The organism is Lentzea kentuckyensis (assembly GCF_002150765.1).
Classification (GTDB): domain Bacteria; phylum Actinomycetota; class Actinomycetes; order Mycobacteriales; family Pseudonocardiaceae; genus Lentzea; species Lentzea kentuckyensis.
Map to the genome: position 1 here is coordinate 39,216 of NZ_MUYM01000037.1, position 24,986 is coordinate 64,201.

Annotated in this window: 25 protein-coding genes; 14 read left to right on the top strand and 11 right to left on the bottom strand. The window is 70.3% G+C overall.

Annotated features, from left to right (window positions below; all coding sequences use genetic code 11):
• Positions 1-2 precede the first annotated feature (2 nt).
• A complete protein-coding gene (locus B0F77_RS19290; protein WP_086664312.1) occupies positions 3-1,022 on the bottom strand; it encodes a sugar ABC transporter substrate-binding protein in 1,020 nt (339 codons plus the stop codon).
• 233 nt (positions 1,023-1,255) lie between these two features.
• Here B0F77_RS19290 and B0F77_RS19295 point away from each other — a divergent pair, with 233 nt between their 5' ends.
• Positions 1,256-2,290, top strand: coding sequence for a LacI family DNA-binding transcriptional regulator (locus B0F77_RS19295; RefSeq protein ID WP_086664313.1), 1,035 nt, complete (start codon positions 1,256-1,258; stop codon positions 2,288-2,290).
• On the opposite strand, the gene B0F77_RS19300 is transcribed toward B0F77_RS19295, so the two are convergent.
• The 7 genes from B0F77_RS19300 to B0F77_RS19330 all read right to left on the bottom strand — a co-directional run bounded on the left by B0F77_RS19300 (position 2,279) and on the right by B0F77_RS19330 (position 10,054).
• Complete coding sequence (locus tag B0F77_RS19300; protein ID WP_086664348.1) at positions 2,279-3,046, bottom strand: alpha/beta hydrolase; 768 nt, start codon at positions 3,044-3,046, stop codon at positions 2,279-2,281. The genes B0F77_RS19295 and B0F77_RS19300 overlap by 12 nt on opposite strands.
• Positions 3,047-3,108: 62 nt before the next feature.
• Positions 3,109-3,864, bottom strand: coding sequence for a sulfite exporter TauE/SafE family protein (locus B0F77_RS19305; protein WP_158102762.1), 756 nt, complete (start codon positions 3,862-3,864; stop codon positions 3,109-3,111).
• Between the two features lie 23 nt (positions 3,865-3,887).
• Positions 3,888-4,856 (bottom strand): PP2C family protein-serine/threonine phosphatase, encoded by a 969-nt coding sequence (locus tag B0F77_RS19310; RefSeq protein ID WP_086664315.1) that lies wholly within the window; start codon positions 4,854-4,856, stop codon positions 3,888-3,890.
• The gene (locus B0F77_RS19315) at positions 4,856-6,985 is read right to left on the bottom strand and encodes a serine/threonine-protein kinase (RefSeq protein WP_086664316.1); all 2,130 of its coding nucleotides are present in this window, start codon (positions 6,983-6,985) and stop codon (positions 4,856-4,858) included. Before B0F77_RS19315 ends, B0F77_RS19310 begins: the two co-directional genes overlap by 1 nt.
• A gap of 11 nt (positions 6,986-6,996) precedes the next feature.
• Entirely contained in the window at positions 6,997-7,953 is a 957-nt protein-coding gene (locus tag B0F77_RS19320; protein WP_086664317.1) for a glutamate ABC transporter substrate-binding protein, read from the bottom strand.
• Positions 7,950-9,191 carry a hypothetical protein gene (locus B0F77_RS19325; protein WP_143466820.1) on the bottom strand — a complete coding sequence of 414 codons (1,242 nt, stop codon included), beginning with the start codon at positions 9,189-9,191 and terminating at the stop codon, positions 7,950-7,952. Before B0F77_RS19325 ends, B0F77_RS19320 begins: the two co-directional genes overlap by 4 nt.
• Before the next feature lie 107 nt (positions 9,192-9,298).
• Positions 9,299-10,054 (bottom strand): TetR/AcrR family transcriptional regulator, encoded by a 756-nt coding sequence (locus B0F77_RS19330; protein WP_211293874.1) that lies wholly within the window; start codon positions 10,052-10,054, stop codon positions 9,299-9,301.
• A gap of 41 nt (positions 10,055-10,095) precedes the next feature.
• Here B0F77_RS19330 and B0F77_RS19335 point away from each other — a divergent pair, with 41 nt between their 5' ends.
• Genes B0F77_RS19335 through B0F77_RS19355 form a run of 5 tightly spaced genes read left to right on the top strand, consistent with a single transcriptional unit; the run spans position 10,096 to position 15,096 of the window.
• The gene (locus B0F77_RS19335; protein WP_086664318.1) at positions 10,096-12,396 is read left to right on the top strand and encodes a DEAD/DEAH box helicase; all 2,301 of its coding nucleotides are present in this window, start codon (positions 10,096-10,098) and stop codon (positions 12,394-12,396) included.
• Positions 12,393-13,154 carry an SWIM zinc finger family protein gene (locus B0F77_RS19340; RefSeq protein WP_143466821.1) on the top strand — a complete coding sequence of 254 codons (762 nt, stop codon included), beginning with the start codon at positions 12,393-12,395 and terminating at the stop codon, positions 13,152-13,154. Before B0F77_RS19335 ends, B0F77_RS19340 begins: the two co-directional genes overlap by 4 nt.
• Before the next feature lie 17 nt (positions 13,155-13,171).
• A complete protein-coding gene (locus B0F77_RS19345; protein ID WP_211293876.1) occupies positions 13,172-13,690 on the top strand; it encodes a sugar O-acetyltransferase in 519 nt (172 codons plus the stop codon).
• A complete protein-coding gene (locus B0F77_RS19350) occupies positions 13,680-14,297 on the top strand; it encodes a DUF2238 domain-containing protein (protein ID WP_245848398.1) in 618 nt (205 codons plus the stop codon). The genes B0F77_RS19345 and B0F77_RS19350 overlap by 11 nt, the downstream gene beginning before the upstream one ends.
• Positions 14,298-14,340: 43 nt before the next feature.
• Complete coding sequence (locus tag B0F77_RS19355) at positions 14,341-15,096, top strand: DUF3626 domain-containing protein (protein WP_086664352.1); 756 nt, start codon at positions 14,341-14,343, stop codon at positions 15,094-15,096.
• On the opposite strand, the gene B0F77_RS19360 is transcribed toward B0F77_RS19355, so the two are convergent.
• On the bottom strand, positions 15,053-16,021 hold the full coding sequence (locus tag B0F77_RS19360; RefSeq protein WP_086664321.1) for a helix-turn-helix transcriptional regulator: 969 nt from the start codon (positions 16,019-16,021) through the stop codon (positions 15,053-15,055). The two genes, B0F77_RS19355 and B0F77_RS19360, sit on opposite strands and share 44 nt — an antisense overlap.
• A gap of 48 nt (positions 16,022-16,069) precedes the next feature.
• On the opposite strand from B0F77_RS19360, the gene B0F77_RS19365 reads away from it, so the two are divergent.
• Positions 16,070-16,546, top strand: coding sequence for a hypothetical protein (locus tag B0F77_RS19365; protein ID WP_086664322.1), 477 nt, complete (start codon positions 16,070-16,072; stop codon positions 16,544-16,546).
• Positions 16,547-16,608: 62 nt separating this feature from the next.
• On the top strand, positions 16,609-17,112 hold the full coding sequence (locus B0F77_RS19370; RefSeq protein WP_086664323.1) for a DUF2087 domain-containing protein: 504 nt from the start codon (positions 16,609-16,611) through the stop codon (positions 17,110-17,112).
• Between the two features lie 48 nt (positions 17,113-17,160).
• Here B0F77_RS19370 and B0F77_RS19375 read toward each other — a convergent pair whose 3' ends face one another.
• Together B0F77_RS19375 and B0F77_RS19380 are read right to left on the bottom strand one after the other, a co-directional pair.
• Positions 17,161-17,790 carry an SDR family oxidoreductase gene (locus B0F77_RS19375; RefSeq protein ID WP_086664324.1) on the bottom strand — a complete coding sequence of 210 codons (630 nt, stop codon included), beginning with the start codon at positions 17,788-17,790 and terminating at the stop codon, positions 17,161-17,163.
• Positions 17,791-18,296: 506 nt separating this feature from the next.
• Positions 18,297-18,515: a hypothetical protein gene (locus B0F77_RS19380; RefSeq protein ID WP_086664325.1), complete on the bottom strand. Its 219-nt coding sequence runs from the start codon at positions 18,513-18,515 to the stop codon at positions 18,297-18,299.
• Between the two features lie 113 nt (positions 18,516-18,628).
• Between B0F77_RS19380 and B0F77_RS19385 the strand changes: the two genes are divergently transcribed.
• The 6 genes from B0F77_RS19385 to B0F77_RS19410 all read left to right on the top strand — a co-directional run bounded on the left by B0F77_RS19385 (position 18,629) and on the right by B0F77_RS19410 (position 24,622).
• On the top strand, positions 18,629-19,207 hold the full coding sequence (locus B0F77_RS19385; protein ID WP_086664326.1) for an RNA polymerase sigma factor: 579 nt from the start codon (positions 18,629-18,631) through the stop codon (positions 19,205-19,207).
• Complete coding sequence (locus B0F77_RS19390; RefSeq protein WP_086664327.1) at positions 19,204-20,460, top strand: hypothetical protein; 1,257 nt, start codon at positions 19,204-19,206, stop codon at positions 20,458-20,460. Before B0F77_RS19385 ends, B0F77_RS19390 begins: the two co-directional genes overlap by 4 nt.
• Before the next feature lie 88 nt (positions 20,461-20,548).
• On the top strand, positions 20,549-22,180 hold the full coding sequence (locus B0F77_RS19395; protein ID WP_086664353.1) for an MFS transporter: 1,632 nt from the start codon (positions 20,549-20,551) through the stop codon (positions 22,178-22,180).
• Positions 22,162-23,430 carry a GNAT family N-acetyltransferase gene (locus B0F77_RS50725; protein WP_086664328.1) on the top strand — a complete coding sequence of 423 codons (1,269 nt, stop codon included), beginning with the start codon at positions 22,162-22,164 and terminating at the stop codon, positions 23,428-23,430. Before B0F77_RS19395 ends, B0F77_RS50725 begins: the two co-directional genes overlap by 19 nt.
• Positions 23,431-23,468: 38 nt before the next feature.
• Positions 23,469-23,975 carry a YflT domain-containing protein gene (locus B0F77_RS19405; RefSeq protein WP_086664329.1) on the top strand — a complete coding sequence of 169 codons (507 nt, stop codon included), beginning with the start codon at positions 23,469-23,471 and terminating at the stop codon, positions 23,973-23,975.
• An 80-nt stretch (positions 23,976-24,055) separates the two neighbouring features.
• Positions 24,056-24,622, top strand: coding sequence for a hypothetical protein (locus B0F77_RS19410; RefSeq protein ID WP_143466822.1), 567 nt, complete (start codon positions 24,056-24,058; stop codon positions 24,620-24,622).
• Positions 24,623-24,986 lie beyond the last annotated feature (364 nt).

Genomic DNA, 24,986 nt, shown 5'->3' on the forward strand with positions numbered 1-24,986 from the left:
GATCAGCCCCAGCAGTTCTGCAGGCCGAACGCCGAGTCCTTGGACTCCACCCCGTCGGCCGGCTGGTCGGTGATCAGCGTGACGCCCGTGTCGGTGTTCTGCGGCTTGGAGCCGTCCTTGGCGAACTTCGCCACCGCCTCCACACCCAGCTGCGCCATCTTCAGCGGGTACTGCTGCGAGGTCGCCCCGATCACCCCGGCCTTGACGTTGTTCACGCCGGGACAGCCGCCGTCGACCGAGACGATCACGACGTCCTTCTCCTTGCCCACCGCCTTCAACGCCTCGTACGCGCCGGCCGCCGCGGGTTCGTTGATCGTGTAGACCAGGTTGACGCCGGGGTCCTTCTGCAGCAGGTTCTCCATCGCCGTGCGGCCACCCGCGGGGTCGCCGTTGGTCACGTCGTGGCCCACGATCCGCGGATCGGCCTCGTCACCGATCTTGTTCTTGTCCTTCACGTCGACGCCGAAGCCCTCCAGGAACCCCTGGTCGCGCTGCACGTCCACCGACACCTGGTTCGGGTTGAGGTCCAGCAGCGCGATCTTGGCCTGCTTGCCGTCCTTGGCGAACTTCGCCTTCGCCCACTGCCCGATCAGCAACCCGGCCTTGTAGTTGTCGGTCGCGAACGTGGCGTCTGCCGCGCTCGCCGGCTCCAGCGGCGTGTCCAGCGCGATCACCAGCAGCCCCGCCGCCCGCGCCTTGTCCACCGACGGCACGATCGCCTTCGAGTCGCTCGGCGTGATCAGGATGCCCTTCGCGCCCGAGGCGATCAGGTTCTCGATCGCGTCGACCTGCGTCTGGTTGTCACCGTCCTGCTTGCCCGCGAACGACTGCACCGTCGCGCCCGCCGACGACGCCGCCTGCTGCGCGCCCTCCTTCATCTTCACGAAGAACGGGTTCGTGTCGGTCTTGGTCACCAGGCCCACCAGCGTGGCGCCGCCGCCCGACGAACCGCCGTTGCCACACGCCGCCGCGGCCAGCGTCAGCAACGCCGCCGCCGTCAGCCCGAACGCTCTGCGCGACATGACTCCTCCTACGTCAACGTTGACGTAACCGGCCGCATGGAGCGAGGGGTGGTGAAACGGGCGCGGCTACGCGGATTCTCAAACCAAGTGCTGCGGAAGCCCCTGGTCGGACCGGCCCGTTCGAACCGGGTGCGGCAAAACCGGGGATTCCCTTACGTCATCGTTGACGCTAGCTTTCCAGGAGAAGACGCGACAAGCGGCTGTTACGCAAGCGTTACCCGGGGTGGGTGGACATGGATCAAGCAGGAGCAAGACGCGAACCCACGATGCGCGACGTCGCGGCGCTGGCGAAGGTCAGCACCAAGACCGTCTCGCGCGTCATCAACGGACTGCCCGGAGCCGGTCAGGAGGTCGTCGACCGCGTCCGCGCCGCCGCCCGCACCCTGGGCTACCGCCCCAACCTCACCGCCAGCAGCCTGCGCCGCTCCGACCGCCGCAGCGCCACCATCGGTGTGCTGTTCGAGGACCTCTCCAACCCGTTCGACTCCGCCCTGCTGCGCGCGGTCGAGGACCGCGCCCGTCACAACGGCGTCCTCGTGCTCGCCGGCAGCAGTGAGGACGACCGCGCCCTGCAGGGCGAACTGCTCGTGTCGCTCTCGGCCCGCCGCGTCGACGGCGTCGTCGTCATGGCCGCCGGCGGCCACCAGGACGCCCTGCAGCAGGAACGCGAACGCGGCACCCCGATGGTGCTCGTCGACCGGCCGCCCACCTTCGGCGGCACCGACTGCGTCACCACCACCAACCGCGACAGCTCCCGCGAGGCCGTCCTGCAGCTCGCCGCGCTCGGCCACCGCGACATCGCGTTCCTCGGCGACCGCCGCACCCTGTGGACCAGCCAGGAGCGCTACACCGGCTACCTCGAGGGCCTCGCCCAGGCCGGCCTCACCCTGCGCGAGGAGCTCGTGCGCACCGACCTGCACGGCGCCGACCTCGCCGAAACGGCCGCGAAGACGGTGCTCGACCTCGACCGGCCACCGTCCGCGCTGTTCACCGCCCAGAACCTCGTGACGGTCGGCGCCATGCGCGTACTGCGCGCCCGCGGCCTGCAACACCGCGTCGCGCTCATCGGCTTCGACGACTTCCCGCTCGCCGACATGCTCGAACCCGGCATCACCGTCGTGCGCCAGGACGTCCCCGGCCTCGGCCGCAAAGCCGCCGAGCTCATCTTCGCCCGCATCGACGGCGACACCTCACCGCCCGTGCACGCCGTCGTGCCCGCCGCGCTCGTGCGCCGCGGCTCCGGCGAGATCGCGCCGTCAGCGGACTGACAGCACCGCGTCGATCACCTGCGGGCCCGAGCACAGCACCGCGTCGTTGTGGTCGGCGCCGGCGATCTCGACCAGCTTCGCCCGCGCCTCCGTCGCCACCTCACGGCTCTGCGCGGGCGGCACCACCGAGTCCGCGGTGCCCAGCAGCACGACCGTGGGAACGTCCACAGCGGACACCCGTTCGAGCAGCGGGTACTTGTCCTGCAACAACATCCTCACCGGCAGCCACGGGTAGTGGTGCGACCCGACGGCCGCGAGCGAGGTGAACGGCGAGCGCAGCACGAGCCCGACCGGCGCGCGATAGGTCGCCAGTTCCACCGCCACCGCCGCGCCCAGCGACTCGCCGAAGTAGATCACCGGCCCGTCGATCAGGTCCAGCGCCGCCCGCGCGTCGAACGTCAGGCCCTCCTCGGAGGGCTTGCCGGGGTTGTCGCCGTACCCGCGGTAGTCGAACAGCAGCACCGACAACCCGCGGTCGGTGAGCTCACGCGCGAGCGACACCCGGCCCGACCGGTTGCCGCCGTTGCCGGGGAACACGATCACCGTCGCGGGCGCGTCGGGGACCTCGAAGTGCCAGCCGTCGAGCAGCAGACCGTCCGCCGTCACCAGCCGCACGTCCCGCCCACCGGGCAGAACCTCCTCGGCGGACGGCAGCGGACCAGGGGAGGGGAAGTAGACCAGCTTGCGCTGAAAGGCGAAGACCACGGCGACGATGGTGACAACCACCGCCACCGCGATCAACACCGGCCTCCACATGGCCACGATTTCAGCACCTCGTGCCGTTCCCCTTGAACTGCTTCACCGATGCTCACCCCCGGTCAGCCCGTCGCGAACAGCCAAGCCGCCAACACGATGCCGCAGCCGGCGACGAACCACCGCATGATCTCCTGACGGACCCGCCGCGCGATCGAGGGCCCGACGAGCCCACCGACGACCGCCCCGACGCCCAGAGGGATCGCCGCCGGCCACACGACGGTTCCCCCGACGGCGAACACCACTGCCGGAAGGACGTCCGACGCCAGCAGGATCACGTTCTTCATCGAGTTGGCCCTGTGCAGCACCGGTTCCTCGGTGAACATCAGCAGAGCGATCAACAGGATGCCCGAGCCCGCGCCGAAGTAGCCGTTGTAGAGCGCGACGCCGCCGAGACCGCCCAGGACCGCGAACCGGTTCCACACGTGCTGGCGGGCGCGCTGCCAGCGGGTGACGGCCGGCTGCACGAGCACGGCCAGCGACCCGGCGAGCACGAGAAACGGCACGATCCGGTCGAAGACCGCTCCCGGTGTGACAACCAGCAGAACCGCGCCGGCCAGCGAGAACACCACGCTCACCGCCGTCCACCGGCGCAAGGTCTCGCCGCACCCCGCGATGTCCGGCGCCGCCCGGCTCGCGGAGCTGACCCCGCTGCCGAGCAGGGCGACCGAGTTGGTCACGTTCGCGGCCAGCGGCGGAATGCCCGCGGCCAGCAGCGCCGGGTAGGCGACGAGGCTGGTGATGCCGCCCGCCGTCCCGATGATCCCGGCCACCACGCCCGCCGGAAGCAGGAACAACGCGACCAGGACGGTGTGCGACACCGGTCGATCATCCCAGCGGCGGGCTACTGGGCGGGGGCGAACGGCACCAGCACGACGGTGATGTTGTCGTGGCCGCCTGCCTCGAGAGCGACCTTCACGAACTCCTCCGGCCCGCACGGCAGCAACGGCTGCAGGTCCTCGGGCTCCGGCCGGTAGTTGTGCAGGCCGTCCGAACACAGCAGGAACATCCCGGGCCCGGTCGGCTGCAGCGTCACGACCTGCGGCACCACCTGCCCGGCGTCGGCGCCGATCCACCGCGACAGCACGTGCGCGCGACGGTCCGTGCGCGCCTGCTCCTCGGTCAGCACGCCCTCCGCGACCAGCTGCGCCGCCCACGTGTCGTCGGTCGTGAGCTGCTTCGAGCCCTCGTCCGCCAGCCAGTACGCGCGCGAGTCACCGACCCAGCCGACCGTCACCGAGGACTCCGTGACCAGCGTCGACACGAACGTGCACGACGGCGCGACACCCCGGCCGCCCGCCTCCATCGGCTCGTTCTCCACGAGCTGCTCGACCGCGAAGCACGACGCGGCGACAGCGTCGATCATCGCCTGCTCCGGGTCCGCCGTGTCGATCAGCGCGTTGAGCAGGACGTCCACCGCGGCGTCGGCGGCGGCCTGGGAGGCCTGCTCGGCGCGTTCGGACGAAGCCACGCCGTCGCACACCACCGCGGCGACACCCTTGCCCGCGACGTGCCCGAACGCCATCGAGTCCTCGTTGCGCGCCCGCCGCTTGCCCCGGTCGGACACACCGGACACCGCACCGAGCGTGTACTCGACCCGGTCACGCGCCGATGGCTGGTGGCGGCCGCACTGAGTGCAGTAGTCCTCGTCATCGATGTCCGGCGAGCCGCACAAGATGCACGAGGCCTGCGCGGGACCGGTCGGTCCGCCCAGCGGCGTGCGGCGTACCAGCAGGTTGCGCCCGCACGCCTCGCAGAACCGGTCCTCCTGCGCGACGGGCGCGAAGCACTCCGGGCACTTCAGGGTGTCCATCAAACCAACGTCCTAGGCCTTACCGCGTTCGCGCGGTCCACCAATGCGATCCGTTCCTCCGGCGTGGCCGCGAACCGGGCAAGCGTGCGGTAGCGCGCCTCTAGACCCAGCCGAAGCTCGTGTTCGGAGAGTGCACAGTCCAGCACCTTGCCCTCGGCGGCCTGATTGCGGGTCACGTAGTCGTACGCCGCCTCCAGCACCTCCGCCGACAGCTGCGTGTGCGAATGAACGTCGATGTCCAAGGCGTGCAACCGTTCCCCGGCCGCCACGAGGTCCTCGGCGCCGCAGTCACCGAGCTGCGCGCGCACCGCCGCGATCTGCGCCGCCAGATGTTGCGAAGATGTGTCCGGAACGGACAGCAGCACCTCGACCGCCCGCGCCCGATCCCCGCACGCCAGCAGCACCCGCGCCAGGCCGAACGCCGCCGACACGTACGCGTGGTCCGTCCGCCACACCAGCTCGTACCAGCCGGCCGCCGCCTTCAGCTCGCCCGTGGCCTCGAAGCACACGCCCAGCGCGAGCTTCGGCGCCGCCTCGCCGGGCACCGCCGAGCACACCGCGTCGAAGAACCCCAGCGCGTCCGCGGCCCGTCCGTCGGTCAGCGCGGCCAGGCCCCGGTACCAGTCGGGCCGCCAGTCCTCGGGGTCGAGCTCGGACTCGTCGAACATCGACGGCGCCGTGAGCGCCTCCAGCTCGCGCAGCGCGGTCTCGGTGTCCCCGGACTCGATCAGCACCCGCACGATCCGAAACCGCACCTCGACCGTGTACTCGGGTGCCTTGCGCAGCCCCGCCGGGTCCGACGTCGTCGCCGTCGCGAGCCACGAGGCGGCCGCGTCCGAGGTGTTCACGCTCGGCGCCGGCAACGCCAGCGCCACCTCGGCCAGGTCCAGCGCGCCCTCCACGCCGAACCGGCGGCGCTCCGGCGTGAACTGCCGCGACGGGCCCGGCCGCGGCACGCCGTCCTCGATCGCCAGCACCTCGCGCAGCACGCCGGTGAGCTGGTCGGCCATGTCCTCCGCCGAGGAGAACCGCAGCTCGGGGTTCGGGTTCGTGGCGCGCAGCAGCAGCCGGTGGAACGACTCGAAGCGGCCCAGCAGCGGTTCCTCGTCCGCCGTGGGCAACCGGTCCTTGCAGCGGCCGCGGAAGTCGAACGGGAAGCTCATCACGCCCAGGGCGCGCCCGACGGTGTAGATGTCGGAGAACACCGACGGCCCGATCGTGCCGATCTCCGGCGCCTGGTAGCCGATGGTGCCGTAGATGGGGGAGTGGTGGTCGTCGATGCGCCGCACCGCGCCCAGGTCGATCAGCTTGAGCTGCTCCTCGGTGTGGATCATGTTGTCCGGCTTGAAGTCGCAGTACAACAGGCCCACGCCGTGCAGGTAGCCGACCGCGGGCAGGATCTCCAGCACGTACGCGATGGCCTGCGCCAGCGGCAGCGCCTCGTCGCCGCGGCCCTCCCGGCGCCGGTGCGTGATCATGTCCTTGATGGACTCGCCGCCGACGTACTCCATCACGATGTAGTCGACGAGGTTCCCGGTCTCGCGGTCCGCGTGCCGGATGAAGTTGTGGATCTTGACGATGTTCGGGTGCTCGACCTCGGCGAGGAACCTGCGTTCGGCCAGCGCCGCCGCCATCGCGTCCGCGTCACCGGAGTCGAGCAGGCCCTTGAGCACCACCCACCGGTCGCTCACCGCGTGGTCGAGCGCCAGGTACAGCCACCCCAGACCGCCGTGCGCGAGACACCCCAGCACCTCGTACTGGTCGTGCAGCACCTCGCCCGGTTCCAGTTTCGGCGTGAACGAGTACGCGTGACCGCACTGCGGGCAGAACCCCTCCACCCGGCCCGGCTTGCCGTCCTTGCGCCGCCCGACCTTCTTGCCGCACTTCGAGCAGAACCGCTTGGCCTCCGGCACCTCCGGGTTCGCCAGCACCGCGGTCTTCGGATCCCGGTACGGCACCCGCGGCACCTCGACCAGGCCCGCGCCGAGACGGCCACGGCTCATCGACCGCGCACTGCCGCGGCGGGCGCGCCCCGAGTTCGACCGCGAGGCCTCCTGCGACACCGACCAGGGCGCGGTCCCCGGTGACGTCGCGGGCCCCGTGGCGGGAAGATCCAGCTCGTCGCTCATCTCGTCACCCCCTAATCCCGATAACGACCGGCGGGCGGCGCCGGTGCCGGGCCCAGGGTGTTCAGCCAACGCCCGTAGATCCCGCTCCACGTGCCGTCGGCGCGCATCTGTTCCAGCACGCCGTTGACGAACCTGACCAGGTCGTCCTGCCCCTTGGGCACACCCACGCCGTAGGGCTCCTCGGTGAACCGCGCCCCGACCACCTCGGTGTACGGGTCCTGCGCCGCCAGGCCCGCCAGGATCGTGTCGTCGGTGGAGATCGCGTCCGTCTGCCCCTGCTGCAGCATCACCAGGCAGTCCGTCCAGTTCGGCACGCTCACCGTCGTCTTCGCCCGGTTCACGACGTTGCCCAGCGACGTCGACCCCGACGCCACGCACACCCTCTTGTCCTTGAGGCTGTCGACGCCGGTGATGCCGGAGCTGCGGCGCACCAGCACTCGCTGCCCCGCCTGGTAGTAGACCTGCGAGAAGTCCACGTCCTTGAGCCGCTCACACGTGATCGTCATGGTGCGCACGACGACGTCGACCTGGCCGCTCTTGAGCATCGGAATCCGCTCGGCCGAGGTGACGATCTTGAACTGCACCTTCTTCTCGTCCCCGAAGATCGCCTTCGCGATCTGCCGCGCCACGTCGACGTCGAAGCCCTCGATCTCGCCGGTGAAGGAGTTGCGAAACCCCATCAGGTACGAGTTCTGGTCCACTCCGGCGATCAACCGGCCGCGCTTGAGGATCCGCTCCATGGTCGACCCCGCCGGCATCTGACCCGCGGCGGGCAACGCGCCCGGCCGCAGGCTCGCCGTCGCGTCACACGACGGCGCCGGGCCCACCGAACTGCTCGGCGCGGCCGTCACGGTGCTGGCGGCGGCCGGTTGGGGCGCGGGAGCGTTGCCCGGCACGATCTCGCTCGGCGCCGGTCCCGCCGAACAGGCCGACGCGAACAGCAGCACCACGAGTGTCAGTCGCCTCATCGGTACTCCTTGAGTCGCTGCCACAGGCCCATCGTCGACCCGATCGCGCTGATCACCGCCAGCACCAGCACCCCGACCACCGTGCCCGCGAGCGACGCCCGTGCCACCGCCACCTCGTCGCTGAAGTCCTGCCGCGCCTCGCCGATCGCCCGCACCAGGTCCTGGTCCAGCGAGTCGAAGTACGGGTTGTTGATCAACGCCACCGCGTCGTTGTACTGACCGGCGTCGTCGGCCTCGCGGATGCGCTGGTGCACCTGCTGCCACTGCCGGAAGTGCCGCATCGCGTGGTCGACGGCCTCGGTGTCGTCGAGGCGTTTCGCCTGGTCGAGCTGCCCCTCCAGCCGTTCGGAGACCTCGACGAAGTTCTTCTCGTAGATCTGCCCCGCACCGCGCGCGACCAGCGTCAACGTCTCCTCGCCCCGCGCGGTCAGCGTCGCGATCCGCGCCTGTGCCAGCACGTCGACCTTCTCCGACGCCGTGCGCGAGTCCGCCACGTCGTTCATCACCAGCACCGACACCGTCGTCACCCACAACAGCGACAGCACCGCCGCCCCGGTGGCGACGAGCAGGCCCACGTTGAGCAACCGGTTCGTCTTGCGCGTCAGGTAGCGCTGCGTGAAGAACAGGGCGATCACGAACGCCAGCGCGACCGACATCGACCCCCACGGGAAGTCCGCCTCGTCCTGCGCCCGCGCCACCCGGTCCGTCTCCGCCCGGTACAGCTCCTGCGCCGCCGGCAGCAGCTGCGTGCGCATCAACCCCGACGCCTCACGCAGATACGCCGCGCCCACCGGGAAGCCCTGCCGGTTGTTCGACCGCGCCGTCTCGATCAGTCCCGTGTAGACCGGCAGCTGCGCCGCCAGCGTCGCGGTCAGGTCGGGGGAGGAGGCCGTCGCCACCGACAGCGCCGCCTGCGCCTGCGCGATGTCCGCCTCGTAGCGTTCGCGCAGCTGGGAAGGCTCCAGCCCGCCGGACAGGAACGCGCTCGCCGCCGTCGCGTCGGCGTCCTGCAACGCCCGGTAGACCTCCTGCGCCGCGTGCGAGAGAGGCTCCGACCGCGTCGCCAGGTCCTCCAGCGCCCGCTCCTGCCGGACCACGCTCCACGTCGCCAGCGCGCCGCTCACGAGACTCGCCGCCACCAGCACCAGGATGATCAGGCTCAGCCGCCCCGGCGTCGACCGCGCCAGGCCGGTGACCCGGCGCACCAGCGCCTGCCGCGGCTGCGAGTCGATCACCACGAGCTGGCCTCCCGAACGGCGAACTTGATCGGCGTGGCGTAACTGTAGGCACCTGAAGCACACCGCGTGGGAATTAACGACGCATCTCGGGAGGTGTCACGCGCCCGTTACGCGTGACGTGACTCGATCAGCCGATCGACGCCGTCCAGGATCATCTCCAGCCCGAACTCGAACGAGTGCTCCGGGCTGAACGCGCTCTGGTGCGCCTGCCCGACCGCCCCGCCCACCCGTGCCGCCACCGGGAACCGCGCCGGGTCGAACACCGTCATCAGGAACGGCGCCGCCGCGTCCCACCACTGCTGGTCGGTCAGCCCCGTCTCCTGCTCGGTCACCGCCGCCGCGGTCAGCCCCCGCGCCGAGTTCTGCACATGGCCCAGCACGAGGGTGAGCACCGAGTCCATCTCCACGTCCGACAGCCCGACATCCTCCAGCCCGCGCAGCTCGAAGTCGTACTTCGCCGCCACCTGCGGCCCCAGCACGGTCCGCGACGGCGCAACCTGCAGCAACCACGGATGCCGCCGGTACAGCGCCAGGTTCTCCCGCGCCACGTACGTCAGGTGTGCCCGCCAGTCGTCAGCGGTCTCGCGGCCGGTCGCGGCCTGCACGGTGTCGACCATGACGTCGATCAGCTCGCCCTTGCCGGGCACGTAGGTGTAGAGCGACATGGTCCCCACGCCCAGCGACTCGGCGACCCGGCGCATCGACAACGCCTTCAACCCGTCGGCGTCGGCCAGCGCGATGCCCGCCTGGACGATGCGGTCCACGCTCAGGTCCGGCTTGCCCTTGCGCGAGACGCGTTCCTGGGTGCGCCACAGCAACGCCAGCGTCCGCGCCGGGTCACCGCTGCCCGTGTGTTCGATCACGGACGTGACCCTACCGTACCGTATGGTGTACGGTACATAGTATGTTCGGGCAGCTCAGCGGAAAATCCCTGTTCGAAGCCTTACCTGACGCGCTGAACGACCCCGGCTACTGGGGAGTGGCCACCGCGACGGCGCTCAACCTCGTCGCGCGCGGCCGGATCGTGCCGAGCGTGACGGACGACGGCCACGACACCTGGCGGATCGGACCGCTCGACCACGCGGACGAAGTGCACCTGCGGCAGCTCGCCGCCCATGGCGACTACGAGGAGCTTCGCGCTTACCTGGACGCGGTGGCGGACGTGCTGCCCCGCGGTGGGGCGGACGGCCCGTTCGCCGCCGCCGAACCCCACCACGTGCCGGAGTTGAGGACGTGGGCGGACGAGCAGGTGAAGCTCTCCCTGCGCGTCGAAATGACCGATGACCTGCGGTTCCGCGCGATCGTCCAGGTCCGCGGCGTCACCGACCCCTACCCGCGGGACGTGCGCGGCTCCGGCCGTGAGCTCGCCGCGATCCGCGCGATCGGCCGGGCCACCTGGCCGCCGCTGCAGCGGCTGCTCGACCAGGCCGACCTCACCGACGCCGAAGTCGCCGAGCTGCTCGGCACCGACATCGAGGTCCACTGGCCCAGGAACCTCACCGCGGGTCTGCGCGCGCAGGCCGTCATCGGCGAGCCCAGCGGCCAGTTCAAGGCGGACGACCTCCTCACGTTCAACTGGCAGCTGGCGCTCGGCGACGCACCGCTGACCGACGCCGAAATGGACGTCATCGCCGAGGCCAGCCGGCCGGTCGTGCGGCTGCGTGACCACTGGGTGCTCGTCGACCCCGGGCTCAAGCGCAAAGCTCGCCGGCGACTCAGCCCGATCACCGCCGTCCAGGCCGTCACCGCGGCCCTCACCGGCACCGCGATCATCGACGGCGAACGTGCCGACGTCGCCCCGCACAGCCTCACCACGGCGATCACGACCATCCCGGAGATCCCGGCGCCCGCCGCGCTGCGGGCGACCCTGCGCGACTACCAGCTGCACGGCCTGCGCTGGCTCGCCCACCTGACCGGTCTCGGCCTGGGCGCCTGCCTCGCCGACGACATGGGCCTCGGCAAGACCGTCACCCTCATCGCCCTGCACCTGCACCGCGACCACCCGGCCCCGACGCTGGTCGTCGGCCCGGCCTCACTGCTCGGCAACTGGGAACGCGAGATCCACCGCTTCGCCCCCGGCACGCCCGTCACCCGCTACCACGGTCCACAACGGACGCTCCCGGACACCGGAATCGTCCTGACCACCTACGGCACCATGCGCCTGGACGCCGACACGCTGCGCGGCCACGACTGGGGCATGGTCGTCGCCGACGAGGCCCAGCACGTCAAGAACCCGCACTCCGGCACCGCCAAAGCACTCCGGTCGATCCCGGCGGCCGCCCGCGTCGCGTTGTCCGGCACCCCGGTGGAGAACTCGCTGTCGGAGCTGTGGGCCGTCCTGGACTGGACGACACCGGGCCTGCTCGGCACGCACCGCGCGTTCCGCACCCGCTGGCCGGCACCCGACGACACGCTCGCCAAGGTCGTGCGGCCCTTCCTGCTGCGCCGCCGCAAGTCCGACCCCGGCGTCGCCCCCGAACTGCCCGCCAAGACCGAGACCGACCTGCCGGTCTCGCTCACCGCCGAGCAGGCCGCGCTCTACGAGGCGCTGACCAGGGAGACCCTCGACCAGATCGCCACGAGCGACGGCATGGCCCGCCGCGGTCTCGTGCTCAAGCTGCTGACCGGCCTCAAGCAGATCTGCAACCACCCGTCGCACTACCTGGGCCACCCCGAGTTGCAGGGCACGTCCGGCAAGCTCGAGCTCCTCGACGAACTGCTCGACACGATCGTCGCCGAGGACGGCTCGGCGCTCGTCTTCACCCAGTACGTCGCCATGGCCAGGTTGCTGCAGGGGCACCTCAAGCACCCCACCCGGTTCCTGCACGGCGGCACACCCGTCGCGCGGCGCGAACAGATGGTCGACGACTTCCAGCACGGCCGCGCACCGGTCTTCCTGCTGTCGCTCAAAGCCGCCGGCACCGGCCTCAACCTCACCCGCGCCGACCACGTCATCCACTTCGACCGCTGGTGGAACCCCGCCGTCGAGGACCAGGCCACCGACCGCGCCTACCGCATCGGCCAGACCCGGCCCGTCCAGGTGCACAAGCTCGTCACCGAGGGCACCGTCGAGGAACGCATCGCCGCGCTCCTGCAGGACAAGCGCGACCTCGCCGACGCCGTCCTGCACGGGGGAGAAGCCGCGTTCACCGAACTCACCGACGCCGAGCTCGCCGAACTCGTCCGACTCAGGAGCGTGTGTTGACCTCCGCCCGCGGATTCGCCGCGTTCCCCAAGATGAAGCGCCGCGTCGCCACGACCTGGTGGGGCAAGGCGTGGGTGCGGGCGCTCGAGGACACCGCGCTCGACCAGGGCCTGCTGCGCCTCGGCCGCCGCTACGCCCACGCCGGCGTCGTCGGCCCGATCACCGTCAGCCCCGGCCGCCTGCACGCCCAGGTCCACGACGACGCCGCCGTCCACAGCACCACGGTCCACGTGCCGGTGCTGACCGAAGTCCACTGGGGACGGTTCCTCGACCGCGTCGCCGAGCAGGCCGGGCACATCGCCGCCCTGCTGGACAACGACATGCCGCGCGATCTCGTGGCCGCGGCCGAAGAGTCCGGTGTGGACCTGCTGCCCGGCATCGGCGACCTCGAACCCGAGTGCGACTGCGACGGCTGGGAACTGCCCTGCCGCCACGCCGCCGCGCTCGCGTTCCAGGTCGGCTGGCTGCTCGACGCCGACCCGTTCGTCCTGCTGCTGCTCAAGGGAAAACCGGAACACGAACTCCTCGACGCCCTGAAGCAACGCGTCGCCGGACCCGTCGGAACCAGAACACCTGTGGTGGTTTCGGCGGAACCAGCAGGTCAACTGCCCGCACGTCCCACGCTTCCTGCCACCACACCTGTGGTGCTCGCGGTCGAGCCGCCGCCCGGATTCGACGCCGCCGACCTCACCGCACTGATGGAGATCGCCGCGAAGAGAGCACGCGCGCTGCTGCGTTCGGGCACTCTCGAAGGGTGATCACCGAGAAGCAGAAGATGTTGACCGGCGCGCTGTACAAGGACTCCGACCCCGAACTGGTCGCCGAACGACTGGCCGCGCAGCGGTTGGTGGACGAGTTCAACGCCACGCGTTCCCACGCGGTCATCGAGAAGCTCTTCGGGTCGATCGGCGAGGGCTCGTGGGTCATGCCGCGGTTCCAGTGCGACTACGGCTACCAGATCCGCATGGGCTCCAACAGCTTCCTCAACTACGACGCCATCCTCATGGACTGCGCCACCATCACCATCGGCGACGACGTCTCCATCGGCCCCCGCGCCCAGCTGCTCACCGCCCTGCACCCGATCGAGGACCACGAGGCCCGCCGGCAGCGCTTCGAGTCCGCCGCCCCGATCACCATCGGCGACAACGTGTGGCTGGGCGGCGGCGTCATCGTGTGCGCGGGCGTCACGATCGGCGACAATGCCGTGATCGGCGCGGGCAGCGTCGTGACGCGCGACATCCCGCCGCGCGTGCTGGCGGTCGGCAACCCCTGCAAGGTGATCCGTGACCTATGAGCGTTCCGCCACCGAACCGCTGATCCTGCTCGGCCTGACGGCGATCGCCCTGATCGCCTTCGGCATCGACCCCCACGACCGCGCCACCTGGTACCTGGAGGTGGCCCCGGTCGTGATCGGCGCGGCCATCCTGGTCCTGACCTACCGGCGCTTCCCGCTGACGCCCCTGCTCTACCGCCTGATCTTCGTGCACGCCCTGGTCCTGATCCTGGGCGGCCACTACACCTACGCCCGCGTCCCGCTGGGCTTCTGGGCGCAGGACCTGTTCGACCTCGCCCGCAACCACTACGACCGGTTCGGCCACTTCGTCCAGGGCTTCGTGCCCGCCGTGCTGGCCCGCGAACTGCTGCTGCGCAGGACCCCGCTGCGGCCAGGCGGGTGGCTGTTCTTCCTCGTCGTGTGCGTGTGCCTGGGGTTCAGCGCGACCTACGAGCTGCTCGAATGGGCGTCGGCGGTCATCGGCGGCTCGGCTGCGGACGACTTCCTCGGCACCCAGGGCGATGTGTGGGACACCCAGTGGGACATGTTCATGGCCCTGCTGGGCGCCGTCACCGCGCAGCTGACGTTGTCGCGGGTGCACGATCGTGAGCTCGCCCGTGGGTTTTGAGCAGGCGATCGCGCACGTCGCGGCACGGTCCACCGGCGGACCGATGCCGCGCGACCTGCGTGTCACCCTCAACTTCCACCCCGGCCGCGGCGTCCTCGCCCTCCTCGCCCAGGACGGGGTCTACCGCTCGCAGTTCGAGACCGGCACCAGCAACGGCGGCCTCACCGCACACCCCGGCGGCGCGCGCTGGGAGTGGGAGAGCCGGCTCTTCGGTGGTGCCTACGACCACGCGCACCCCGCCGACCGGCCCAAGTACGGCGCGCTCAACCACCGGCGGCTCTCGCAGGGCGGGGCGCCGCGGTTCGGCTCCGCACACCTGCGCCTCAAGGAAGAGGTGCTGGACCGGACCACGTTCTGCTACCCGGACAGCGTCTTCGACCCCGTCGACTTCGGCACCGCGCAACGCATGTCCCTCATCGAACTCGCCGACGCCGACGACCGCGACCCCCTCGACAACTACATCGAGGCCCACGTCCACGGCCCCGTCACGCTCGACGACGTCGAAGCCCTGGTGCTGGACCCGAGTTTCCCGGGAACAGTCGAGCTGCCGTGCCCGGTCGAACGCCACGCGGGCTTCCGGCTGTCCACAACGGACCTGCTGCGCCACCGGGACTACCGCACACCCGAGTCGGTCGCGTTAGGACTCGCGATCGCCGAGGACGGCCACCTCGACCCGCACGTCCTCGACAACGCCGAAGCGGCACCCCAGGTCGTGAAGCATCTGTGGCACCACCTCGCGCGGTACGGGCGTGCAGCTACGACAGGTAGAGCGACGCCAGCTGCCGCACCACGGCCGTGACCTGCGCCCGCAGCTCGTCCGGCGCGAGCACCTCGACCTCGCCGCCCATCCGCAGCAGCATGCCGGTCGCGTGCCCGATCGACTCGATGGGGATCGTCACGCGCACCGACCCGCCATCGTCCACAGCGGACTCCTCGGCCGCCCGCGCCACCGCGGGCAACACCTGGGAGGAGAACGACTTCCAGGCACCCGGCGAGAGCCTGATGGTCGCCTCGCCGGTGAACTGGCGCGCCTGGAAGTCCTCCAGCGACGCCGCCCAGTGCGCCGCCAGGTCGAACCCCTCCGGCCGCTCGAACGACTCGTCCAGCACGGACACCGCCTGCATCTGCGACACCCGGTACGTCGAGATCCGCGACGAGCCCCGTGCCACCAGGTACCAGCGCCCGGCCTTGAGCACGAGCCCCAGCGGCCGCAGCACCTTCGTCACCCGCTCGGGTGCCTGCCAGCGCCGGTAGTCGACCTCCAGCAGCCGCCCCCGCCACACCGCGTCCGCCACGACCTCCAGGAACGGCGAGCGCTCCGGGTCGTAGTACCAGGCGGGCGCGTCGAGGTGAAAGCGCTCGGCCATCCGCGAGGCCCGGTCCCGCATCGACGACGGCAACGCCGCCATCAGCTTGAGCTGCGCCGCCGACACCGCGTCCCCGAGCCCCAGCTCCGCCGCCGGCCCCGGCAACCCGGCCAGGAACAGCGACTCCGCCTCCTGCTCGGTCAGCCCGGTCAGCCGCGTCCGGTACCCGTCGAGGAGCTGGTAGCCGCCGGACGGTCCCGCGTCGCCGTAGAGCGGCACACCGGCCGCGTGCAGCGAGTCCACGTCCCGGTAGATCGTGCGGACCGACACCTCCAGCTCGTCGGCCAGGGCCTGGGCCGTCATCCGCCCCTTGGTCTGCAGCAGGAGCAGCAACGACACCAACCGGCTCGCACGCACGCGATTACACTGCCACACCCTGTCAGGGATAGCTCATATGTTCGACCCATGGCTTTCTACGAGAAGCAGCTGGCGGTCAAGGAACCGCTGGTCGTCGCGGGCAGGCACGTCAAGCGGTACGAGGTCGTCACCCCCGGCCTGGAGATCACCGACGACATCCGCGCGGCCGCCTACGCGTTCCTGCCCAAGATCTACCCGGACTTCGCCGACCCGACCCCGCCCGCCACCGTCACCGTGCTGCACCGCAGCGCCGCGGGCATGTACCTCAACGCCTACAACTGGGTCTGGGACAACGTCCTGCACTGCCGCACGGCCGTGTCGGGCGATCAGCCGTTCCTCGGCTCGACCGATCCCGACCTCACGCACTTCACGGTGATCCCGAAGGACCTCATCGGCTGCGTGTGGGAACTGCCGCCGCTGGCCCACGAGCGCACCGCGTGGGTGCGGCATGTGCTGGAGCCCGACGAGCCCGACTTCGACTCCTACCTGGTCGACGTCATGGCGGAGGGTCTGGTGGGACGATGAAGGAGTGGCAGGGCGCGCCCTCGCGCTGAAAATGCCTCGACGCGGCGGTTACGGTCGCAGGCATGACCACTCCGGAGAACGTTGTGCGCGCGCTGGCCGAACCGACGAGGCTGAGGGCGTTCGCCGCCGTCGTCCTCGGCGCGGGCTCCCTGGCCGACGTCGCCGCCGCCTCCGGACTCAAGCCCAAGGACGCCGGCACCGCGCTGCGCAAGCTCCGCGAGGCCGGGCTGGTCGAAGGCGACCCGGCCCGGCCGGCCGATCTCAAGCCCCTCGCGGCCACGCTCACCGAGCAGATGCCCGCGGACGGGCTCGCGCCGTTCGTGCGCGGCGACAAGCTGATCTCACTGCCGGTCGCGCACGAACGCCGCCGCAAGATCCTCGAGCACGTGGCCGCGCACGCCTTCACCGCGCGGACGTACTACGAGGAGAAGGAGATCAACGAGCGGCTCCAGGCGTGGTGCGACGGGGGAGAGGTCGACCACGTGACCATCCGCCGTTACCTCGTGGACCTCGGTCTGCTGGAACGCGGCGGCGGCCTCTACCAGGCCCAGCCCCTGCCCATCTAGGTGCCATGAACGGCGCTTTTGTGGACCCCAAGTCCACAAAAGCGCCGTTCATGGCACGTCGAACGTCGGCTCCGGCTCCGTCGTGAAGTTCGCCTGCAGCACGCCGGCGCCCATCCGCTCGGTCATCTCCGTGGCCGCGTTGCCGATGTCGATCTGCCCGCACGCGATGTCGTACGCCCGGCCCTCCAGCGACAGCGACTTGGTCAGCCCGGTCACCGCGTGCTTGGTCGCGTTGTACGCCACCGCGTGCGGGCGCGGCACCGACGCCGAGACCGAGCCGTTGTTGATGATCCGGCCGCCACCGTGCGTCTTCATGACCTTGAACGCCTCGCGGGCGCACAGGAACATGCCCGTCAGGTTCACGCCGACGACCTTCTCCCACGCGCTGAGGCTGAACTCCTCGATCGGCGTCGCGCGCACGTTCATCCCGGCGTTGTTGAACAGCACGTCCACGCGGCCCCACTTCGAGACCACCGCCTCGAACAACGTCACGACCGAGTCCTCACGCGACACATCGGTCGGCACAACCGCGCTGCTGTCGGCGAAACCCTCCGCGGTCTCGCGCAACGCGTCCTCGCGCCGGCCCGCCAGCGCCACCTGAAAACCCGCCGCCAGCAGGGTTCGCGCCGCCGCGCGCCCCACCCCGGAACCCGCTCCCGTCACGACCGCGACCGCCATCGGAATTCTCCCCTCGATCCAGCGATTGCCCGAAGTGTCCCGTGTGGAGTACTTAACTGAGGTGGAGTGCGAAGAGGACACCTGCCTGCTGTGCGCGGGGTCCGGAACCATGTCGTGGCAGCAACCCGTTCCCGGCCCCGAAGGCCTTGTGCTGCACGAGATGTCGCACCCGTGCCCCCGCGGCTGCTCCGGCTGGTGGAAGCTACCGCACGGCGATCGCGGAGGCGTCGTCCCAGGTGTTGTCGCAGGCAATGTGGCGCGTGCCAACGAGATTCCGGCGGGACCGTCCACCCCGGCCTGATCACCGAGGGTGAACGATGGGGGTCACCCATTATTGCCATCGGGGTCCCTGCTTGGCGGCTGCGTCCACTTGGAGTAGAAGCGGACACTGTTCTTCTGTGAAGGAGTGCAGCCGTTGCCTTGGTTCTGGGCTCAACGAGGACCGGACCGCCTGCCGCGTGTGCGGCGGGCTCGGCCAGGTCCCCGATCGCTAGTACGACGGGCCCCTATTTCTTCGTCATCAGGGTCGGGCCGAGGATCCGCCGAGCCAACCGCCTGGTGAGCGACTTGGGCTGACGCGCGGTCGGCGGCGTGGCCGCGGGTGGCGTTGCCGGCGTCGGCGTGACCGGGGTCGTCGCCGGCATCGTCGGTTCCTCGATCATGATCTTCGCGAACACCTGGGTTTCCGGCTCTGCACTGCCGGGCTGCTGCTGCTCGATCGGCACGCGAAGATCTTGCCATCGGTCTCGTCCACGCCTGCGACGAGGGGCTACTCCCCGGTACCGAGTGACCCGCGTCACGCAGCACACTGGGCGGTGGTGGCCCCAGGCGGAGTGTGATGACTGAAACGACCGAGCGTGCGAACGTCGGGCCGCCCGACTCGCTGCTCTGGGAGCAGATCGCGAAAGGCGACCACGCCGCGTTCACCGAGCTGTTCGAACGCCATGCGGAAGCGGTCTGGAACTACGCCTATCGGTTGACCGCCTCCTGGTCACAGGCCGAGGACCTGCTCTCCGCCACCTTCCTGACCGCGTGGCGCAAACGCGGCGAAGCCCGGCTGCTGCGCGACTCGGCGCTGCCGTGGCTCTACACCGTGACCGCGAACCGCGCCCGCACCGAATGGCGTGCCTCGCGCCGGGCGGTGCGGCTGGTGTCGAGACTGGCCCCGCAGGAGGAGCGCGACCACGCCGACGAGGTCGTCGCCCGCACCGACGCCCAGCGCCGCCTCGCCCTGGTCGTCGCGGCCATCGCGAAGCTGCCGCCGTCCGAACGCGAGATCGCCCAGCTCTGCCTGCTCGGCGACATGTCCACCACCGACGCCGCCACGCTCCTCGGCATCGCCGAGTCGAGCGTCCGCGCCCGTGTCGCCCGCACCCGCGCCCGCCTGCGCGACCTGACCCCCGAGGACACCCCGTGATCGACCAGCTGCCCGAACACCGCACCCTGCCCGACGACGTCCGGATGCGGGCGCGGCGCCGCCTGTCCGAGGGCATGAACCCCGCCGCCCGCACCGGCAGGCCACTGCTGATCGCCGCCGGCGTCAGCATGCTCGCCGCCGGAGCCGTCTTCGCAGGTCAGGCCCTCTACGGCGGCAACGCCGAGGTCGCCGCTCCCTCCATTCACCACAACGGCGAACTGCCCGCCATGGACACCAACGCCTTCAACCACGTAGAGCTGGGCAAGGCCGCCACGGACGTGCTGGCCCGCTGCGGTGCCGCGGCGAAGGACCACCCGCCGGCCTCGCAGTGGCAGGCCATCGCCACCAGCCGCAAGGGCGGCATGGTGCTGACGGCGTTCCGCGTGCCGGCCGGCGTCTTCTTCTGCGCCAACACCGCCACCACGACCACGATCTCCGCACCTGACCCCGCCCAGCTCGCGGCCGGGCGAGGCCAGGTGAAGATCCTGTTCACCACCCCTGCCGGTGCGCTGGCGGGTCTGACCTCGCCGGACGTGAAGATCCTGAGCCTGTCCCGCATCGGCGACCGTGGCCTGAACTACGCGAGTCCCGCCATCGTCGACGGCCTCTTCCTCGCCCCGGCTGGCTTCACCAAGGCCGAGAACGGCACCACGGCGTCCGCGAACGGCAACGAGTTCGTCGTGCGGGGCGTCCCGAAGCCGACGCAGTCCGTCGTCGACCGGCCGTTGCCGCCGGCCGACCGCGCCACCCCGGACGGCCAGAAGCTCGCCGAGTGCCTGCGCGACCGCCCGGTGCCGGACGCCGACCAGTTCGCGCACACCCTCACCGTGCGGCTCAGCACCACCAGCACCGTGCGGCTCGGCCGGTTCGGCGACATGCTGCTCTACTGCCTGGACAGCGACGAACCCGTCCACGGCTCCGTGGTCGCGAGCGAGGACCTGCGGGAGATCCGCGGCAACACGGTGGCGTCCCTCGGCTTGTTCTACGACTTCAAAGTGCTGAAGGCGGACGAGCCGGGGGAGGTGGACGCCACGGCGAGCTCGACCTTCGCGGGCGTGGGCCTGATCACCGACCCGCGGGTCGCGTCGATCACCTACACCCGGCCGGGGATGGCCGATGCGCCGGCCTCGATCGCCAACGGCACGTTCGTGCTCGTCGCGCCACTGATCGACCGGCACCCCGAGTCACGCGTCGTCGTGCGCGACGCCGCCGGGACGGTGCTGGAGACGATCAAGCCCAAGGACGTCCCGTAGACAGATTGATTAGCATGGCGAAGTGACCATCGAGGCAGTGGCTCCGGCCGGGTACAAGTGGATCGCGCTGTCCAACACGACGCTGGGCATGCTGATCGCGACGATCAACTCCTCCATCGTGCTGATCGCGTTGCCCGACATCTTCAAGGGCATCGCGATCAACCCGCTCGACCCGGCCAACACCGGCTACCTGCTGTGGATGATCATGGGGTTCCTGGTCGTCACGGCGGTGCTGGTGGTGAGCTTCGGCCGCCTCGGCGACATGTACGGCCGGGCCCGCATGTACAACCTGGGCTTCGCGATCTTCACGTTCTCCTCGGTCATGCTCGCGGTCACCTGGTTCGACGGGGACGCCGCCGCGCTGTGGCTGATCGGCTGGCGGGTCGTGCAGGGCGTGGGCGGGGCGTTCCTGATGGCGAACTCCTCGGCGATCCTGGCCGACGCGTTCCCGGTCACCCAGCGCGGCATGGCCCTGGGCATCAACGGCGTGGCCGCCATCGCCGGCTCGTTCCTCGGGCTCGTGATCGGCGGCCTGCTGGCTCCGGTCAACTGGAACCTGATCTTCATCGTCTCGGTGCCGTTCGGCCTGTTCGGCACGGTCTGGGCCTACCTGAAGCTGCACGACACCGGCGAGCGCCGGCACGCCGAGATGGACTGGTGGGGCAACGTCACGTTCGCGGTCGGCCTGATCGCGGTGCTGGTCGGCATCACCTACGGCATCCAGCCGCACGGCACCTCCCAGACCGGCTGGACCAGCCCGCTCGTGCTGACCTGCCTGGCCGGTGGCGTGCTGGTGCTGGCCGCGTTCGTGGTGATCGAGCACCGCGTGCCGAACCCGCTGTTCGACCTGCACCTGTTCCGGCTGCGGTCGTTCACCTGGGGCAACGTCGCGAACTTCACCTCGGCGCTGGGCCGCGGCGGGCTGCAGTTCATCCTGATCATCTGGCTGCAGGGCATCTGGCTGCCGCTGCACGGCTACTCCTACGAGGAGACGCCGCTGTGGGCCGGTATCTACATGCTGCCGATGACCGTCGGGTTCCTGCTCGCCGCGCCCACCGCCGGCGTCCTGTCCGACCGGCTCGGCAGCCGGATGCTCGCGTTCACCGGCAACCTGATCGCGGCGGGCACCTTCACGTTGCTGATCGCGCTGCCGGTCGACTTCCCGTACTGGGCGTTCGCGCTGATCCTCATGTTCACCGGCATCGGCATGGGCATGTTCTCCTCGCCCAACCGCGCCGAGGTGATGAACTCGCTGCCCGCCAACGCCCGCGGCTCGGGCAGCGGGATGATGACCACCTTCCAGAACACCGCGATGGTGCTGTCGATCGGGTTCTTCTTCAGCCTGATCATCGTCGGGTTCTCGCAGTCGTTGCCCAGCGCGATGAGGACCGGTCTGGTCGAGCACGGCGTGTCGCCCGCCGCGGCCGCGCAGGTCGCCTCGCTGCCCGCGGTGGCGGTGCTGTTCGCGGCGTTCCTCGGCTACAACCCGATCCAGCAGCTGCTCGGCGACCAGCTCGCGACGCTGCCACCGGACCAGGCCGCGTTCCTGACCGGGCGCGGGTTCTTCCCCAGCCTGATCTCCGCGCCGTTCGCGCAGGGGCTCGCGATCGCGTTCGGCTTCGCGATCGTGCTGTGCCTGGTCGCGGCCGCCGCGTCGCTGATGTGCGGTAAACCGGTGGACGGCCGGGGCACGATTCGGTCGTGGAAACCGAACGACTGACGCTGCGCCCGCTCGGGCCGTCCGATGTGGACGAGATCGAGGCCCTGCACGCCGACCCCGAGGTCATGCGGTTCCTCGACCCCGAGCCGGTCGAGCACTTCCTCGGCGACAGCTTCCTGGCCGCGCACGAGAAGGACACCGGCCGGTTCGTCGGCTGGTTCGAGTTCAAGCCCCTCGACGCGGGCGTGGTCGAGCTCGGCTACCGGCTGCACCCCGGGTTCTGGGGCCGCGGCTACGCCACCGAGGCCGGAAAGGCCCTGATCGAACGCGGGTTCACCACCGGGGACGTCGAGCGGGTCGTCGCCACCACGATGTTCGTCAACGCCGGGTCCCGGCGCGTCATGGAGAAGTGCGGCCTGCGGCACGTGCGCACGTTCCACGTCGATTGGGCCGAACCGCTGCCCGGCTCGGAATACGGCGAGGTCGAATACGCGCTGACCAGAGACGAATGGCAACGAGCCCAGGGGGAAGCCATGTGGCAGACGGATTTGGTGGACCTGGACGCGTACTTCGCGCGTACAGGAGCGTCCGCGTCGAGTTCGCTGACGGAGCTGCACGAAGCGCATGTGCGCGCCATCCCGTTCGAGAACATCGACGTGATGCTCGGCCTCGTGCCGTCACTGGACCTCACCGACATCCAGGCCAAGCTGATCGGCCGCCGCCGCGGTGGTTACTGCTACGAGCACCAGTTGCTGTTCACGGCCGTGCTCGAACGTCTGGGGTACACGGTCGCACGCAGGATGAGCCGCGTCATGACCGGTCCGCGCACGCACTTCATGTCCATCGTGGACGATCACCTGGTCGACGTCGGTTTCGGCGCCGGGATGTTGCACCCGATGCCGCTCGTCGACGGCGCGGTGGTCGATCAGGCGGGGTGGCCGCACCGGCTGCGGCGCGTGGATCGCCGGTGGGTGCTGGAAAAGCAGGTCGCGGACGGCTGGAACCTGCAGCACGCGTTCGAGGACGACGTCGAGCAACAGCCCGTCGACTACATGGCCGCGAACTACTACGTCGCCACGCACGAGCGTTCGCCGTTCAGCCGCCAACTCGTCGTCATGCGCCTCGAACCCGGCCTGAGCCGCCGCCTCGTCGGGTCGAGGTTCAGTGTGGAGCACGCCGGTTCCGAACCTGAGGATTCTCAGGTGGAAGACCTCGCGAAAACCCTGGAATCGCTGGACATCGCACTTACCGAGAGGGAGCTGAGTCACATCAGCTCAACTTCGGGAACACCCGTGGAGGCGCGTTCGTAGTACCAGGTGTAGGGGATCGCACTTCGGAGGTGTTGCACATGACCACCGCGACTCCGTTCGCCACCGGGACCAACGCCGGCGTCAACGCACTGCCCACGCCGCCCTCGGGCTGGCCGATTGGTTCGTACGGCACCTACGAAGAGGCACAGCGAGCCGTCGACCACCTGGCGGACAACGACTTCCCGGTCGCCGACGTCACCATCGTCGGCGTCGAGCCGATGATCGTCGAACGCGTCACCGGCCGCCTGACCTGGGGCCGCGTCCTCGGCGCGGGTGCCGCGTCGGGTGCCTGGTTCGGTCTGTTCGTCGGTCTGCTGCTCGGTTTCTTCTCGACCGGCGGCGCCCTCGCCCCGATCGTCGCGGGCCTGCTCGCCGGTACGCTCTTCGGCCTCGCCGGCGCCGCCGTCCGCTACGGAGCCCAGCGCGGCCGCCGCGACTTCGCCTCGACGACCCAGCTCGTGGCCGGCCGTTACGACGTGCTCAGCGACCCGCGCAGCGCCGAGCGCGGCAAGGAGATGCTGACCGCCCTGGCCTGGCGCTCCTGAGCACTCGCCGAAGACCAGCTCCCACCACACAGGAAACGCCGTCCCTCCGCCAGGGGCGGCGTTTCCGCTTTACTGGCGGGATGCCGAACTTGGGGGAGAAGCCGCGCTCACGCATGGCCGGCCGTACACGGGTGATCGTCGCCGTGATCGTGTCGGTGCTGGTGGTGTGGTTCGTGGTGCCGCGCGGACTGGGCTGGTCCGGGCCCTGGGTGCCGTCGTTCACCGAGACGTTCTGGCTCCTGCCGCTGCTGGTGTCGATCGTGCTCGGCGCCGGTTTCCTGGTGGAGGGGCGGACCGTCGCCGTGCTGCTGTTGCCGATCCTGGTGGTGGGCGGCTTCGTGGCCGGGGCGATCGTCGCCGTCATGCGGATGGAGGCCCCGCCCGGTGACGAAGGAGTGGTGCCCGGTCCGGCAGGGCTGCACGTCGCCAAGGGGAGCGTCAAGTGTGGCTCCGGCGGTTGTTGGCGTGAGGTGGACGCGACCGGAGACAACGCGCACGAGGAGATGAGCGCCCATCTCGCGTCTCGTGGATACAGCGGTGACGACCAACGGATGTGCCGGCGCACCGGACTCGTGGCGACGCACGAGGTGTGCGCCGAATTGAAAGACGTGTCCGGCGGCGTCCGGGTCACCTGGTACGTGAACTAGCGATACACGCACAGGGGCGGCAGGCCATCGGCCCGCCGCCCCTGTGCCGTGTGAGCTCCTTTCGCGTCGGATGAACGAGGACGTGCACTCCTCACTCATCCGGAGGAGATCGCTGCCGCGACCTCGCGACCCCGGCGCGCCGCACCCCGTGCAGGACAGCGGGTTCGGGATAACCCGCGACGTCTGCGCGAGGGTGAGGACGCGGCCTCGGCTCCGTACCGAAGTTGGCGTCGATGATCGCCTCGAACTCCGCGTTCACCCACGCTGGATCGGCGCACACCAGGTCCGCGAAAGCCCTCTCGCTGGTCGTGAGCACCTCGCGTCACTCCTCGAAGAAGCGTTACTAGGTACAGATTTTTTGTAG